Source organism: Rhodococcus sp. ACPA1 (genome assembly GCF_002300195.1).
Lineage (GTDB): Bacteria > Actinomycetota > Actinomycetes > Mycobacteriales > Mycobacteriaceae > Rhodococcus_F > Rhodococcus_F opacus.
On sequence record NZ_NSDX01000011.1, the window covers coordinates 185,063 to 200,031 of the forward strand.

Annotated in this window: 14 protein-coding genes and 1 riboswitch; of the genes, 3 read left to right on the forward strand and 11 right to left on the reverse strand. The window is 69.5% G+C overall.

Going from position 1 to position 14,969, the window contains the following annotated elements; translation table 11 throughout:
- Positions 1-11: 11 nt before the first annotated feature.
- The 6 genes from CJ177_RS37210 to CJ177_RS37235 form a co-directional block, all read right to left on the reverse strand.
- Positions 12-770, reverse strand: coding sequence for a 1-acyl-sn-glycerol-3-phosphate acyltransferase (locus CJ177_RS37210; protein WP_025432883.1), 759 nt, complete (start codon positions 768-770; stop codon positions 12-14).
- Between the two features lie 130 nt (positions 771-900).
- The gene (locus CJ177_RS37215) at positions 901-1,914 is read right to left on the reverse strand and encodes an ROK family protein (protein ID WP_025432884.1); all 1,014 of its coding nucleotides are present in this window, start codon (positions 1,912-1,914) and stop codon (positions 901-903) included.
- A 52-nt stretch (positions 1,915-1,966) separates the two neighbouring features.
- Positions 1,967-2,368 (reverse strand): hypothetical protein, encoded by a 402-nt coding sequence (locus CJ177_RS37220; protein WP_005247679.1) that lies wholly within the window; start codon positions 2,366-2,368, stop codon positions 1,967-1,969.
- Positions 2,365-3,606, reverse strand: a complete 1,242-nt coding sequence (locus CJ177_RS37225; protein WP_082833323.1) for an ArsA family ATPase — start codon at positions 3,604-3,606, stop codon at positions 2,365-2,367. Before CJ177_RS37225 ends, CJ177_RS37220 begins: the two co-directional genes overlap by 4 nt.
- On the reverse strand, positions 3,603-4,040 hold the full coding sequence (locus CJ177_RS37230) for an SRPBCC family protein (RefSeq protein WP_005247694.1): 438 nt from the start codon (positions 4,038-4,040) through the stop codon (positions 3,603-3,605). Before CJ177_RS37230 ends, CJ177_RS37225 begins: the two co-directional genes overlap by 4 nt.
- Positions 4,041-4,191: 151 nt before the next feature.
- A complete protein-coding gene (locus CJ177_RS37235; protein WP_095870229.1) occupies positions 4,192-4,566 on the reverse strand; it encodes a polyketide cyclase / dehydrase and lipid transport in 375 nt (124 codons plus the stop codon).
- A gap of 168 nt (positions 4,567-4,734) precedes the next feature.
- On the opposite strand from CJ177_RS37235, the gene CJ177_RS37240 reads away from it, so the two are divergent.
- Entirely contained in the window at positions 4,735-6,546 is a 1,812-nt protein-coding gene (locus CJ177_RS37240; RefSeq protein WP_005260138.1) for a long-chain fatty acid--CoA ligase, read from the forward strand.
- 58 nt (positions 6,547-6,604) lie between these two features.
- Here CJ177_RS37240 and CJ177_RS37245 read toward each other — a convergent pair whose 3' ends face one another.
- From CJ177_RS37245 to CJ177_RS37260, 4 genes are all read right to left on the reverse strand, one after another.
- Positions 6,605-7,732, reverse strand: a complete 1,128-nt coding sequence (locus CJ177_RS37245; protein WP_005247697.1) for a glycosyltransferase family 4 protein — start codon at positions 7,730-7,732, stop codon at positions 6,605-6,607.
- A 43-nt stretch (positions 7,733-7,775) separates the two neighbouring features.
- The gene (locus CJ177_RS37250; RefSeq protein ID WP_095870143.1) at positions 7,776-9,137 is read right to left on the reverse strand and encodes a peptidase MA family metallohydrolase; all 1,362 of its coding nucleotides are present in this window, start codon (positions 9,135-9,137) and stop codon (positions 7,776-7,778) included.
- A gap of 49 nt (positions 9,138-9,186) precedes the next feature.
- On the reverse strand, positions 9,187-10,239 hold the full coding sequence (locus CJ177_RS37255; RefSeq protein ID WP_095870144.1) for an NlpC/P60 family protein: 1,053 nt from the start codon (positions 10,237-10,239) through the stop codon (positions 9,187-9,189).
- A 379-nt stretch (positions 10,240-10,618) separates the two neighbouring features.
- Entirely contained in the window at positions 10,619-11,164 is a 546-nt protein-coding gene (locus tag CJ177_RS37260) for an NlpC/P60 family protein (RefSeq protein ID WP_005247706.1), read from the reverse strand.
- A 14-nt stretch (positions 11,165-11,178) separates the two neighbouring features.
- Positions 11,179-11,343: riboswitch (cyclic di-AMP (ydaO/yuaA leader) on the reverse strand.
- Between the two features lie 456 nt (positions 11,344-11,799).
- On the opposite strand from CJ177_RS37260, the gene CJ177_RS37265 reads away from it, so the two are divergent.
- Positions 11,800-13,566 carry a DEDD exonuclease domain-containing protein gene (locus tag CJ177_RS37265; protein WP_005247707.1) on the forward strand — a complete coding sequence of 589 codons (1,767 nt, stop codon included), beginning with the start codon at positions 11,800-11,802 and terminating at the stop codon, positions 13,564-13,566.
- Positions 13,563-13,838, forward strand: a complete 276-nt coding sequence (locus CJ177_RS37270; RefSeq protein WP_005247708.1) for an Lrp/AsnC family transcriptional regulator — start codon at positions 13,563-13,565, stop codon at positions 13,836-13,838. Before CJ177_RS37265 ends, CJ177_RS37270 begins: the two co-directional genes overlap by 4 nt.
- An 8-nt stretch (positions 13,839-13,846) precedes the next feature.
- Here CJ177_RS37270 and trpD read toward each other — a convergent pair whose 3' ends face one another.
- Entirely contained in the window at positions 13,847-14,935 is a 1,089-nt protein-coding gene (gene trpD / locus CJ177_RS37275; protein WP_005247709.1) for an anthranilate phosphoribosyltransferase, read from the reverse strand.
- Between the last annotated feature and the right edge of the window lie 34 nt (positions 14,936-14,969).

Sequence of the window (14,969 nt, forward strand, 5' to 3'; positions counted from 1 at the left end):
GGTCGCGGCGGTCAGCTCGCCCGCGTGTCCGGCAGTCGCGTGACGGTGGTGGCGTCGCTCGCCGGCGCCACATCGGGCACCGAGGCGTCAGCGGCGGGCGCCCTCTTCTTCAGCGTCGCCGCGTAGATGTCGACGTACTCCTGACCCGACAGCTTCATCAGCTTGTACATGACCTCGTCGGTGACGGCCCGCTCCACGAAACGGTTGCCGCCCATGCCCTCGAACCGCGAGAAGTCGATGGGCTCACCGACGCGGATGGTGACCTTCGAAGGACGCCAGACCCGGGAGCCGATCGGGTTGACCTTCTCCGTTCCGATCATGGCGACCGGGATGACCTTCACACCGGATTCGAGCGCCATGCGGGCCAGGCCCGTCTTGCCCTTGTAGAGGCGGCCGTCGGGCGACCGGGTGCCCTCCGGGTAGATGCCGAGCAGCTTGCCCTGCGAGAGGACGCGCAACCCGGCGTTCAGTGCGTCCTGCGCGGCGTCGGCGCCCGTCCGGTCGATCGGCACCTGGCCGACCACCGAGAAGAACCAGCGCTGGAAAGCGCCCTTGAGTCCCGTCCCGGTGAAGTACTCGCTCTTGGCGAGAAAAGTGATCCTCCGCGGCACACGCAACGGCAGGAAGAACGAATCCAGCACGGCCTGATGGTTACTCGCCAAAATGGCCCCACCCTCCGCCGGAATGTTCTCCGTACCCTCCACGGTCGGCCTACCCAGCCCCCAGAGAACCGGCCCCAAAAACACGTACTTGAAGAGCCAGTACCACATGGCGTCCCTCCCGTTCACAACCCAAGCTTCGTTCGGGTCGACTCTACTTCGGGTGGGTGAGGGTCGCTACACACGCCCGGGAGGTCCGCACAGCATCACACTCTGCGGGTTTACAGCAGTAGGCCGGACGTCAACCCACCCGATCGGGCAGGACGGCCCGAGCGAGTTCCGCCGCTCCGATCATGCCCGCCGCCTCCCCCAGCTGGGTCGGGCGGATGCGGGCCAGCGGACGGTGCCCGGCCCCCGTCGTCAGCGACGCGTAATGCTCGCGGGCCTCGTCGATGAACAGCGGTGAGGAACTCGCGACCCCACCGGCGATCACGACGAGATCCGGGTCGTACACGTCCCCGATGAGCGCCAGGCCGACGCCGAGCCAACGGGCGAACTTCCGCATGGTCTCCAGTGCCAGCGGATCGCCGTCCTGTGCCGCGCCCGCGATCCGCCGGCCCGTCAGCGCACCGGGGTCGACCGCCACCTCCCGCGCCAGGACGGTCGACGTCGCCGGATCCGCGGCCAGAAGTTCGATGGCGGTGTCGACGAGGGCCGTCCCGCTGCAGTACCGCTCCCAGCACCCGTGTTTGCCGCACGCGCACGGGCGTCCGTCGGGGACCATCTGGATGTGGCCGAGTTCGGGTGCGACGCCGTGGCTGCCGCGGTACAGCCGGCCGTCCGCGAGGAGCGCCGCGCCGATGCCCGTGCCGATCGCGAGCATCACCACGTTCCGGCCGCCTGCTGCCGCACCGAACCGGTGCTCGGCCCAGGCCGCCGCGTTCACGTCGTGCTCGAGGATCACCGGCAGACCGAGACGCTGCCCGAGGTCCCGGCCGACGGGTGCACCCACCCACGGCAGATGCGGCGCGAACCGCACCGTCGTGCGGTCGGGGGTGATGAACCCGGCGACCGCCAGCCCCACCGCGGCGACGTCGTGCCGCGCGGACAGCTCCCGGACCGCGCGGTCCAGGCCGTTCTCGAGTGCTTTCGCCGACGCCGGGGTCGGCGACTGGAGCGAGTCGAGCACTTCACCGGCCGAGTCGACCACCGACGCACGGATGCTCGTTCCACCCACGTCGATGCCGATGGTCAGCGCCGCGCTGCCGCCACGTTCGCTGCCCGTGCCTGTGCTCATGGAGATGATTGTGCCCATGCCGGATCGCCGACGTGCACGAGTCCGGCGATCCGGCCCGCACGGAGCACGCTCAGTGCTTGATGGTGACCGTGATCGGCTCGAACGCCGAGCCGCCGTCCGGTTCGGGCGTTCCACCGCCGGGGCCGGGTTCCGGAGTGTCGGGGCCGCCGGGGCCCGGGGTGTCGTGAACGGCATGCTCGTCGAGGACCTGCCGCAGCACCGCGATCAGCACGGACGCCTGGCCGGCGAGCAGGGTCACGAGATCGTGCTGCTCACCGCGGATCAGGGCCGCGAGTGCGCACACCGGGCACCACGTGCACCCCGACCACTGCCCGGTTCCGGGCACCGCACCCTCGGCGTCCGCCTGGGCGTGCGGCGCCGCCGCGCGCTGGAGAATCGGCTCGAGACGGTCCAGGGCGGTCTCGGCGAGCGCCCGCAGCTCCGCCACCAGCTGCGCGTGGTCGTCGTTCATACCGGCCACACCTGCGGGTCGGGCGTGAAGCGCACGACCAGATCGCTTCCGTCGAGTTCTGCGCCCGCGACGACGCACCGGCGCAGGACCGAGGCGAGGCGGACCCGGCGGCGCACCCCTTCAGCTCCCACGACCAAGTCGTCCTCCACTCGACCCAACGTGAGGGTCGACGGGTTCACGAGCGGAAGATACATCCGCATCGTGTACACAGAATCCACACCGGCCCCCGATTCCAGCCCCACCCGCACTGCAGGCGGGTTCTTCCCCAACACCGCAACCGCGTCCGTGTCGTCGGCATACAACTCCCGGGCGATTCCGCCGAGATCGGCCCACCCTACCGGCTCCGTCACCGACCGGGTCACCGAGAGGATCACCGTAGCGCCCGCGGAGGCGGTCAGCTCGGCGAGCACCCGCTGCTGCAGGGCTCGCCGCCTGATCAACCATGCCACACCGGGATCGTCGTGTCCTGCCGGCGAATCGAAGTGCGGCAGAAGGTTGTTCACGAGGATCGCATCGACGCGCAGGCCGGACAGCGCGGCCACCGCCACGGTGCGCCGGGTCTCCGTCAGCACCACCCGCTCCGGCGTCGTCACCAGTCGCACAGTGGTTTTCGCCCGGTTGGCGAGCATCTCCCGGACCTCGCCGACCGCGGCGACGACCTGTTCGATCAACGTCACCAGCATGACGAGGCGCGGATCGGAACCCAGGAGCGCGACGATGCGGCGGTGCTGCGGCCACACCCGCTCGATGTACTCGAGAGCCATTGCAGGCGCGGCGAGCGTCCGCAGACAGTCCGCGGTGGGCGGGCAGTCGACCACGACGGCGTCGTAGTCGCCCTCGGTGGCGAAGCGGACGATCTCGCGCAGCCCGAGCACGTCCTGCACGCCGGGAAGCCCGGTCAGCTCCTCCGGTTCGAGCGCCGACAACTGGGCACCGTGGTCATGCGATCCGGCGGCCGCGAGAACCGCTGCCAGACTCCGGAATCTGTTCTCGAGCAACGTGAGGGTGTCGAGTTCGAGCACGTCCAGGGTGTCGGTCACGGACACGAGGTCCCGGGCGGCGGCGATCCCGACCACATCGGCGAGGGAGTGCGCCTGGTCGAGGGAGACGAGGAGAGTCCGGTTTCCCGCCTCAGCGGCCGCCTGCGCCGTAGCGGCCGCGAGCGTCGTCTTCCCGACGCCCCCCTTCCCTACGAAGAACTGGACCCGCGCAGGTCCGGCACGACCCTCGCTGCTCAGCCTTCCACCCGCTTCTTGAGTTCCTTGAGCGCGGTGTCGGTGATCGCCTTCTCCGCCTTGCGCTTGAACAGGCCGATCATCGGAATGGTGAGGTCGACGGTGAGCTCGTACGTGACGGTGGTGCCGCCACCCGGCTCGTCCTCCAGAACGTACGAACCGAACTGCGACTTCTGGATCTCACCGGACTCGAGCTCCCAGCTGACCGATTTGCCGTCGGGAGCCCAGTCGTAGCGGAGTACGTACGTGTCCTTGACCATGCCCGCGTCGAGCACGAACCGCACCCGGTCGGCCCGGCCGCCCTGTCCGGGTTCCATGACCTCGACGGACTTCGCTGCGGCCACCCACGCCGGGTACGCGTCGAAGTCGGCGATCACATCCATCACCCGGGCGGGCGGCGCCTCGATACTGATCGACCTCTTGGTCCTCTCGGGCATGGAGTGAACGCTTCCTTTCGCCTGGCCGACCCGCTCGTCGATCGCGGGGCCACGCCGTTACCGGTTTCGTATGTCTGTGTTGTGCCCGACTATCACACACGATCTCGGCGCCCTGACACAATGCCGACCCCGCCGCGCGGCCGGATCTGCCTCAGGACGGCGGTTCTCCCGCAGCGCGACCGGCCTCGAGTTCCTTCTTCACCTCGAAGGACATGACTTTTCCCTCGACGCGCCTGCGACGGTTCAGTGCGGCCAGATCGGGGGTGCCCTCGCTGCGGGCCGGTTCGGCGTGGAGGAAGTAGTGGATGATCGCCCCGTCCAGCACCGGCTCGAGCCACACTTCCATCGTTCCGGTGAGGGGTCCGGCCACCGTCCACCGGATGCCCTTCTCGGCCCGGTCCTCGCGGACGGCGAGAGTGAGATCGGGCCACCACCGGCGCCAGCGGGCCGGCGGGGCGATCGCCGCCGCGACCTGCTGTGGTGGGGCCGCGATGAACGTCTGGTCTGCGACCTGAATGCTGCTCACGGCGACTAGCTTCACATACCGCTGCCTGCGGTGGCCGCGGGGTTCCGCAGCACCTCACCGGCAGGGCTCTGACCACGCTTCTTCGGCCTGGAAACAGACCGGGCGGGGGAAGGTCTAAAGTTGGGACGACAATCCTACTCGTCAGTATCTTCAGTGTCGGAGGTTTTCGTGCCCGAGTTCAGCGCGCCACAGTCGTTCACGATCGCGGAGGACGCGTCCGCGGTCGACTCGGTGTTCGCCCACGCCGCGGCCGACCCGACGCTGGTCGTGTACAAGCGCAAGATCGGCGGACGCTGGACCGACGTCACGGCCGCCGAGTTCGCGGCTCAGGTCACCGCGGTCGCCAAGGGTCTCATCGCCCTCGGCGTCCAGCAGGGCGACCGGGTGGCACTGATGTCGGCCACCCGGTACGAGTGGCCCCTCGTCGACTTCGCGATCTGGGCAGCGGGCGGCGTCACCGTCCCGATCTACGAGACGTCCTCCGCCGAGCAGGTCCGGTGGATCCTCGAGGACTCCGCCGCGATCGATCTCGTCGTCGAGAACGCGACGCACGCGGCCACCGTGAAGGCCGTCGCCGCCGAGGCGACCGCGCTCCGCGGCGTCTACCAGATCGAGGCGTCCGACGGCGGCCGTGGCGTCGTCGAGGAACTGACCGAACTGGGCGCCGACGTGCCCGACTCCGAAGTCCAGGCCCGCGTGGCCGCGCTGAAGTCGAGCGATCCGGCCACCCTCATCTACACCTCCGGCACCACCGGCAGACCCAAGGGCTGCCAGCTCACGCATTCCAACCTCATCGCCGAGTCCAAGGGCATCCTCGATTCCAGCCTCGGCACCCTGCTGAAGACGCCCGGCGTCAGCACCCTCATGTTCCTGCCGATGGCGCACGTCCTGGCGCGCGCCGTCAGCATCGCGTCGTTCGACGCCGGCGCCGCACTCGGACACACCAGCGACATCCCGAACCTCGTCCCCACGTTCGGCGAGTTCCGCCCCGACTTCATCCTGTCCGTGCCGCGCGTGTTCGAGAAGGTGTACAACAGCGCCCGTGCCAAGGCCCACGGCGAAGGCAAGGGCAAGATCTTCGACGCCGCCGCCGAGACGGCCATCGCCTGGAGCGAGGCTCAGGACAAGGGCGGGCCGGGGCTGGTGCTCAAGGCCAAGCACGCGCTGTTCGACAAGCTGGTGTTCTCGAAGCTGCGGGCGGCGCTCGGCGGCAAGTGCCAGCTGGCGATCTCGGGCGGCGCCCCGCTCGGCGCCCGCCTCGGCCACTTCTTCCGCGGCATCGGCATCACGATCTACGAGGGCTACGGCCTCACCGAGACGTCCGCGGCGTTCGCGGTCAACACGATCGGCGAGCAGAAGGTCGGCTCGGTCGGCAAGCCGTTGGCAGGCAATTCCGTTCGCATCGCCGACGACGGCGAGATCCTGCTGTCGGGGCCGGTCGTCTTCAGCGGCTACTGGCGCAACGAGAACGCGACCGCCGACGCGATCGAGAACGGCTGGTTCCACACCGGCGACCTCGGATCGGTCGACGCGGACGGGTACATCACCATCACCGGCCGCAAGAAGGAGATCATCGTCACAGCGGGCGGCAAGAACGTCTCCCCCGCCCAGCTCGAGGATCACCTGCGTGCCCACCCGCTGATCAGCCAGGCCATCGTCGTCGGGGACCAGCAGCCGTTCATCGGCGCGCTCATCACCATCGACGCCGACGCGCTGCCCGCGTGGAACGAGCGCAACGGCAAGCCCGCAGGGACGACGGTCGCGGATCTGCTCGCCGACGCCGACCTCACGGCCGAGATCGACGAGGCCGTCGCGGAGGCCAACAAGCTCGTGTCGCACGCGGAGGCCATCAAGAAGTTCCGGGTCCTGCCCGTCGACTTCACGGAGGAGACCGGCGAGCTGACGCCTACGATGAAGCTCAAGCGCAACGTGGTGCACGACAGCTTCGCCGACGACATCGCCGCCATCTACGCCAAGTAATGCCTGCGGCTCGTGAGTACTTATCAACCCCCCGCGGTTAATAAGTACTCACGGGCGGTCACGCAAGCAGTGCCTGGAGCTTGGCAGCGAGCACGTCCCATCGCCACTCCGCCCTGACCCATTCGCGGCCGGCCGCACCCATCGCGGCCGCACGGTCGCGGTCCGACAGGACCGAGATCACCGAACGCGCTACCTCGGACACCGACGTGCCGTCCACGACCATGCCGGTTTCGTTCTGCCGCACCGTTTCCGGGGCGCCACCGGACTGTCCGGCGATGACCGGCACACCGGTGGCGGACGCCTCGAGGAAGACGATGCCGAGGCCCTCGACGTCGAGTCCCGCGCCCCTCGTGCGGCACGGCATCGCGAACACGTCGGCGATCGTGTGGTGCGCTGCCAGCTCCGCGGACGGCACCGTGCCCGTGAACACGACGTGGTCCTCCACCCCGACCGAGCGCGCGAGCGAGCGCAGACGGTCCTCGTAGGGGCCTCCGCCGACGATCACGAGCACGGCGCCGTCGATGTGCTCGCGGATGCCCGGGAGCGCCTTGATGAGGATGTCCTGACCCTTGCGCGGCACGAGACGGGACAGGCACAGGACCGTCGGCCGCTCCCCCAGCCCGTAGCGGGACCGCAGTTCGGCCCGCGCCCCGCTGTCCGGGGTGAACAGGTCGGTGTCGACTCCGGGCGGCAGGTGTTCGAGCGCGGCACTCGCGCCGAATGCGGACGCGAAGCGGCCCCTCGTGTACCGGCTGACATACGTGACGACGTCGGTCCGGTCGCCGATCCGTCCGAGGGCCTGGCGGGCGGCGGGGAGCATCGACCAGCCGACCTCGTGCCCGTGGGTACTCGCGACCACCCGTTCCGCCCCGGCGCGGCGCAGCGTCGAACTCAGCAGCGCGAGCGGGGCGGCTGCGCCGAACCAGACGCCCGTGCAGTCGTGTTCGGCGAGCAGTTTGGCGGCTCGGCGGGCGACGAACGGTGTGGGCACCATCAAGGTGGTGGGGTGCCGGACGACCTGAAACGGTTGCCGCGCATCGAACTTGATGTGCGAGTCGCCGCGCCAGCGCGGGGCGTAGACGACCAGGTCGTCGGCGGGCAGGTGCTTGGCGAAGGTGTGCAGGTACGACTGAATTCCGCCGGGTCGCGGCGGAAAATCGTTCGTCACCAACAGGGTTCGGCGCATGTGCTCACCGTAGGCGGTGGACCGTGCGGCGACCGACGCAGGGTCACCCCAGGTGAGCACCCACCCAGTCGGTCCAGCGGTCACGGAATTGATCGGCGTCGACGCCGAGGACATCGGACAGCCGCCCGTCGACCGTCTCCGGATCGGCGTCTCCCACGGCCAGCGTCCGGTACAGCTCCGTCAGCCTCGATTCGCCGTACTGCTCCGCGACGAAGGCGTTGATCGACCACGCTGTCTCGTAGGCGACCGAACCGCGTTCGCCGTACCCGGAGAAGTCGGTGTCCTCGGGGAACTCGGTCGGCGGACCCTCGGCACCCACCTGCGCGGTCAGTGCCGGCGCGATCTGCCGTTCGGCCTCGCCGGTCCCCCGGTAGGCCGCGTACTCCGCGTAGCCCTCCAGCACCCACATCGGTGAGCGGTCCACCGTCTCGGCGCGCGCCGCCACGTGGATCAGCTCGTGCCGCAGGATCGCCCGCCGGGTGACCTCGGTCAGCCGGTCCGCCGACGCGGGGCTGAACACGATCCGCTGTCCGCTGACCGTGGCGGCGTCGGGGTCTACGGCGTCCGAGATGGCGACGGCGGCGATGTCGCGTCCGTCGTGATTCGGGCCGACGAGCGCCGTGAACTCGTCCTGCGATCCCGCGACCCACACGAGCGCGCGGCCCGCCCAGTTCGAACCCCACAGCTGGGTGGCGTTGACGACGGCGGCGGGGAGTTCGTCCGCCAGCCGGTCGACCATGGTGGCGTTCTCGGGATGTCCGAGCACCACCGACGTCCGCCCGTCACCGGTGTCGACGCGGCGCGACACGACGGGTCCGAAATCCCACGGTCCGCGCCAGGTCCGCCGCTCGCCGTCCACGGTGGCGCTGTCGCTGACGAGTGCCCAGCGGTCGCCGCGCCGGGCGACGACGAGAGCCACCGGTTTGCGGGTGGGACCCTCGTCCGCGATCGCGTAGCGGAGCTGCACGGCGGGGGCCCACACCTCGTCGGCCCCGATCGCGTCGACGAGACTCGACGGCACGGCCGTCTCGCCGCCCTCCGCGATCTCGTAGCCCCAGTCCGAGAACTCCACCCCGGCAACGTTGCCCGCCCGCCGCGTCTCGGCGGCCAGGAATCCCGGTGCCGCCGTCTGATCCATCAGACCGGACAACCGGGCCGCGTCGTTCGTCCGCACGGCCGACGCCCAGGTGTCGAGGAGCGTCTGGACGGCTGCCGCACGCGCCTCGGCATCGGCCTGCACGGTGCCGACGGCTCCGTCGGCGGCCCGCTCGGTCCGGGAGAACCCGGTCAGTGCGAGTACGACGACGACGGCGAGGACGAGTCCGGCCAGTGCGGCCAGCTCCCACGGGCGCGCCTGACGGCGCGAGGTCGGATCCGTTGCGGGAGACGGGTCTGAAGCGGGCACGCCGGTGAGTGTATGAGCACGCCCGGACGCCGCTGTCGGATGGTCGCCGTCAGTAGCGGCGCGCCCCGTAGAAGGGGAACTTCGCCATCGACTCGATCTTCACCGGAACGCCGAACGTCGAGGCGTGGAGAATGTTGCCGTTTCCGGCATACAGGCCGACGTGGGACGCGTCGTTGTAGAAAAGGACGACGTCGCCGGGCTGCAGGGCGTCGCGGGACACCGGGGTGCCGCCGCTGGCCTGCGCCTGACTGGACCTCGGCAGCGTCTTGCCGATCTGCTTGTACGCCCACACGACGAGTCCCGAGCAGTCGAATTCGTCCGGACCGGTGGCGCCCCACACGTAGGGGTCGCCGATGCGGGTCATGCCTGCCTGCAGCGCGCTCGTGCCCGAGCCGGGGGTGAGGTGCGCGAGGATCGTGTTCGGATCGAAGCCGGGCGGGAAGGGCGTCCCCGCCAGCTGGTCTCGTTCGGCGCCGGTGAGATCTCCGAATGCCTTGATCGCGTCGGCGATCTGCGCCTGCAGGTCGCTCTGTTTGCGTTGCAGGTCGTCGCTCACCGCTTTGGCCTGCTCGGTCGCGGACCGCGCGGCATCGGCGGACTTCTTCGACGCCTCGGCCGCCTCGGTGGCTTCCGACGTGGCCGACTGGAATTGCGCGACCTGATTGCGGGTGTCGTTGGAGATGGCGTCCAGAGCGGACATCTGGTCCAGGAGTTGCTGCGGCGAATCGCTCACCATCACGGCGAAGAGGCGATTGGTCCGTGCGCCCTGGTAGTTGGCGGTGGCGAGCTTGTTCACCACGGGCTGGAAGACGGCGACGCGCGCGTTGGCGGCGTCGAGCACACCCTGGTCGGCCGCGAGCTTGGCGTCGGCGTCGCGTTGCGCCGACTGTTTGGCCTCGAGATCGATCTGCGCGTTGTGGAGTGCTTCCGACGTCTGCTCGGACTGCCGGGACAGGTCACCGAGTTTCGTCAGCGCTTCGGTCGGGTTGGTGGTGACCGGGTCTGCACCCGCCTGGATCGCGGGCAGCGACACGAGCGCCACCGACAGCACGCCGGCTGTCAGCACGCTGCCCAGGGAGCGCTTCATCTTGTGTGATGCCACGGAAATGCAGTTCTCCGATCGTCGATCTCCACCAGCCGGGTCGGTTGTCCGGTGCGCGGCTCAGGGATTTCCGCGGCCGAGGCGACCGTGGAGTGCCGAAGAGGTGGTGACCCGCGTTGCCGCCCGGTTGGCGCGACAAGACTTCGCAAGGTCTCGGATAGGTTACGGAATGGCATACGTTTGTGTCCACCCATGTCACGAACGGGTGGCGGGGACCACCCGACGAGCGGACGACTCGCTGTCTGCCTGGGGCGCAACGACATCGAGGGTGGGTTCGAATCGTGATTCGAACCCACCCTCGGTGGTCGTGCGAGATCCTACGAAGCTACCCCGTGCATCCCCGCCCTCGACACGGTGGATGCCTCGCCTCGTGCGTGGATCAGTAGCGGCGTGCGCCGTCGAAAGGCATGGACGCGATGGGCGCCAACTTGACGGGCTGACCCTCGGTGGAGGCGTGGATCACGTTGCCGTTGCCGGCGTAGATGCCCGAGTGCGATCCGCCGTAGAAGGAGACCACGTCGCCGGGGCGGAGATCGGACTGCGACACGGGAGAGCCTGCCGCCGCCTGCGCGTAGCTGGTGCGCGGCAGGTTCAGTCCGGCCTGCTTGAACGCCCACTGCACCAGGCCGGAGCAGTCGAACGAGTTGGGGCCGGCGGCGCCGTAGACGTACGGCGAGCCGAGCTTGGTCTGAGCGGCCTGAACGGCCTTGTCACCTGCGGTGCTGGCCGGCGCCGGGGGCGCGGGCAGGTTCGGGACACCGGGGATCTGCGGGATGACGACACCCGGGATCTCGAAGGTTCCGACTCCGGGGATGGTGACGGGGTCTGCGGCCGCGGGGGCCGCGGTAGCGGTGAGCGCTCCGACTGCGAGCGCGCCGGCGACGACTGCCCGTCGCACATTCCGCTTGGAAACTTGTGACGCCACGAAAGGGGTACTCCGTTTCTTCCATTCATCCGCCGACCGAGTTAGCTGACGGGTTCGGGCTGGGAAGATCAGCCCTACCCACCGGTGCGTGAGGACGTCCCGGCGGGATTCACCCCAGTAGAAACTTGGGTTCCCGGTACGACCGCTCTCGCGAGTGGCCGATTAGGCGGTGACTAGCGATGCTGCCCCGGTGTTGGGGCTGCGAGACTCCGCTAGGTCTCAGGAAGGTTACGAAATGGAATACCCCGATGTCGACCGGAACACGCGGAAAGTGTCCGTTTGGGCCGATTCCGGCTTTGCGGGCGCGCGGTACCTACATTCGGTAACGACTGGATAACAGGCGGTTTGTTTCCGATCTCTGTTCGACAGCGGGAGTGGGCATTTCGCGGAGCCTCGCGACTCCCCGATTTCTCCCCACGCCGTGTTCCTCCTGTTCAACGGGGTGCCGCGGACCGAACCCGCGGAACACGCCGGACCCGCCGCAACCGACCGCCACCCCGCGCGAATCCCTCGTTCGCGGCCCCGCGGCCGCCCCTCGCACCGCCCGCGACCGCCGCCCGAGACGGGCAGTGTGATCCTCGTCTCTCCGGGCACTCCGGGCGGTTCTGTCGGTGCCCGTCCATACGCTCTGAGCCGTGAGTGCCCCCGGTGTACCCGAACAGCTGAGATTCGACGAGCTCGACACCCCACTGCGGGACACCACGTTCGTGGTGGTCGATCTCGAGACCACCGGCGCACGGCCGGGCGAGGACGCCATCACCGAGATCGGCGCCGTGAAGATCCGCGGCGGCGAGGTGATCGCCGAAATGGCCACTCTCGTCGACCCGGGACGGTCCATCCCGCCGCACATCGTGGAGATCACCGGCATCACCACCGCCATGGTGATCGACGCCCCGCGGATCGAGCGAGTGCTGCCGGCGTTCCTGGAGTTCGCACGCGGGGCCGTGCTCGTCGCCCACAACGCCCCGTTCGACACGGGCTTCCTCAAGGCCGCGGCGTCCGCCACCGACACCCCCTGGCCCAAGTTCACCGTGCTCTGCACCGTCAAACTGGCCCGGCGCGTCCTCAGCCGCGACGAAGCGCCGTCCGTCAAGCTGTCGTCGCTGGCCCGGCTGTTCGACGTCGGGACCACTCCGACCCACCGGGCGCTCGACGACGCCCGTGCCACCGTCGACGTCCTGCACGCCCTCATCGCGAGGGTCGGCAATCAGGGAGTGCACAGTCTCACCGAACTCGTCGACTACCTGCCCGACGTCTCCTCACACCAGCGGGCGAAACGCTCACTCGCCGGCCATCTCCCCCACGCCCCCGGCGTCTACCTGTTCCGCGGACCGTCCGACGAGGTCCTCTACGTCGGCACGGCGACCGATCTGCGCAGGCGGGTGCGCAACTACTTCACCGGCTCCGAGACGCGCGGCCGGATGAAGGAGATGGTGGCCCTGACCACCCGGATCGACCATGTCGAGTGCGCGCATGCGCTCGAGGCCGGTGTGCGCGAGCTCCGGCTGCTCGCCGCGCATACGCCGCCGTACAACCGGAGATCCAAGTACCCGAAACGCGGCTGGTGGATCACGCTCACCGCGGAGGCCTTCCCCCGGCTGTCGGTGGCGCGTACCCCGACCGCCGACTCGCTCGGTCCGTTCCGGTCCCGCTCGACCGCCGTCGACGTCGCCGACGTCCTCGCCGAGTACTGCATTCTCCGCACCTGCACGAGCCGCATCCCGAAGGGAAGGGAGCACGGTCCGCAGTGCCCGCCCCGCGAGCTCGGACGCTGCCCGGCGTCCGTCCACGACCGCGTCACGGAGGACGCCTACCGTCCCGGGCCGGAACTCTTCCGGCAGTTCCTGCGCGGCCTGGACGACTCCCCGCTGCACCGCATGCGCGCACGGGTGGAGGAGCTGGCCGCCGGCGAGTTGTTCGAGAACGCCGCACGCCTGCGTGATCGCACCGCGGAGGTCGTCCTCGCGTTGCGCAGAATGCAGCGCCTGGCCGCCCTCACCGCCCTCGATCAGCTCGTGGCCGCTCGCCCGGCCGTCACCGGCGGCTGGGAGTTCGCGGTGATCCGTTCCGGGCGACTCGCGTCCGCGGGCTGCGCCCGGCGCGGAATCCATCCGATGCCGGTGGTCGATGCGCTCGTCCTCACCGCCGAAACCGTCGTTCCCGACGCAACTCCGCTTCGCGGCGCGTCCCCGGAGGAGGCCGGACTGCTGGCGCGCTGGCTCGACCAGGAGGACACCCGCATCGTCAGCGCCTCCGCGGGCTGGTGCGAGCCCGCGCGGGGCGCCGGATCCTGGTCCGAGTGGTGCGCACTCGCCCGAGCGGGGAGCGCGTCGACACGGGAAGCCGAGACCCGACCACCCGCGCCGAGTTCCGCCGACCACCGCTTAGGCTGGCGATCATGATCAACGCCATCGTCCTGATCCACGCCGAAGCCCACCGCATCCCGGAGACCGCTCAGGCGGTCGCCGACATCGAGGGCGTCGACAAGGTCTATTCCTGCGCAGGCGACGTCGACCTGATCGCGATCGTGCGGGTCCGGGACCACGCGAAGATCGCGGAGGTCGTCACCGAGGGAATCAACAAGGTGGACGGCGTCTCCCGGACGGCGACGCACATCGCGTTCCAGTCCTACTCCAGCGCCGACGTCGAAGCGGGTTTCTCGATCGGCGAATAGTTCCCCGGCTATTTGCTGGTGGCCAGTCCCGACGTCAGTTCGGCCCACCGCGCGAGCAGCGTCGCGGCTGCTCCACTGTCGATCGACTGTGCCGCCGTCGAGAGTCCGTCCGACAACGCGTCTTCGAGCGTGCGGCCGCCGAGTCCCCGGTACGCCGCGATCGCCGCAGCGGCGTTGAGGAGCACCGCGTCGCGGACGGGTCCGGTCTCACCGGCGAGGAGTCGCCGGGCCACCGCCGCGTTCACCTCGGCATCGCCGCCGCGCAGTTCGTCGAGCGACACCCGCGCGATCCCGATGTCCCGGGGGTCGAGCTGACGGGTGGTCACCGCCCCGTCCGCCACGATGTGCACGGTCGACGTGGTCGACGTCGTCAACTCGTCCAGTCCGTCGTCACCCCGCACCACGAGCGCCGAGTTGCCGCGCTGCGCGAGCACACCGGCCACCACCGAGATCAGGCCCGGGAACGCACAGCCGATGAGGCCGGCCCGCGGACGCGCCGGATTGGTGAGCGGTCCGAGCACGTTGAAAACGGTCGGGATGCCGATTTCCTTGCGCGGCGCGCCCGCGAACCGCAGGGCGGGATGGAACACCGGCGCGAAGCAGAAACCGATGCCGACCTCCCGGACGCAGAGCGCCACCTCGTCGGGACCGAGATTGATCTTCACCCCGAGTGCCTCGAGAACGTCCGCCCCACCGCTCTTGGAGGACGCCGCCCGGTTTCCGTGCTTGACGACGCGAATGCCGGACGCCGCGACAACGAGTGACGCCATCGTGGAGATGTTCACGGTGTTGGATCGGTCACCACCGGTTCCGACGATGTCGACGACGTCGTCGTCGACGGGGACCTTGCGCGCGTGCCCGAGCATCGAGTCCGCCAGCCCGCGTAACTCCTCCGGTGTCTCGCCCTTCATCTTCAGGGCGACACCGAACGCCGCGATCTGCGCGGACGTGGCGTTGTCGGACATGATCTCGTCCATCGCCCATTTCGCCTCGTCCACCGAGAGGTCACGTCCGTCGGTGAGCGTGCCGAGGACCGACGGCCACGTGCGTGCCGGCCGCACACCGTCGTTCGTCCCCTGAGCAGTCGGGCTCTGCATCGTCGTGTCCCCTTGTACTAGTGGCGGATCCGGT

Excerpts from the sequence above, each read along its gene's own strand:
- CJ177_RS37210 (WP_025432883.1), bottom strand. The coding sequence starts at position 770 with ATGTGGTACTGGCTCTTCAAGTACGTGTTTTTGGGGCCGGTTCTCTGG.
- CJ177_RS37215 (WP_025432884.1), bottom strand. The coding sequence starts at position 1,914 with ATGGGCACAATCATCTCCATGAGCACAGGCACGGGCAGCGAACGTGGC.
- CJ177_RS37220 (WP_005247679.1), bottom strand. The coding sequence starts at position 2,368 with ATGAACGACGACCACGCGCAGCTGGTGGCGGAGCTGCGGGCGCTCGCC.
- CJ177_RS37230 (WP_005247694.1), bottom strand. The coding sequence starts at position 4,040 with ATGCCCGAGAGGACCAAGAGGTCGATCAGTATCGAGGCGCCGCCCGCC.
- CJ177_RS37245 (WP_005247697.1), bottom strand. The coding sequence starts at position 7,732 with ATGCGCCGAACCCTGTTGGTGACGAACGATTTTCCGCCGCGACCCGGC.
- CJ177_RS37270 (WP_005247708.1), top strand. The coding sequence starts at position 13,563 with ATGATCAACGCCATCGTCCTGATCCACGCCGAAGCCCACCGCATCCCG.
- trpD (WP_005247709.1), bottom strand. The coding sequence starts at position 14,935 with ATGCAGAGCCCGACTGCTCAGGGGACGAACGACGGTGTGCGGCCGGCA.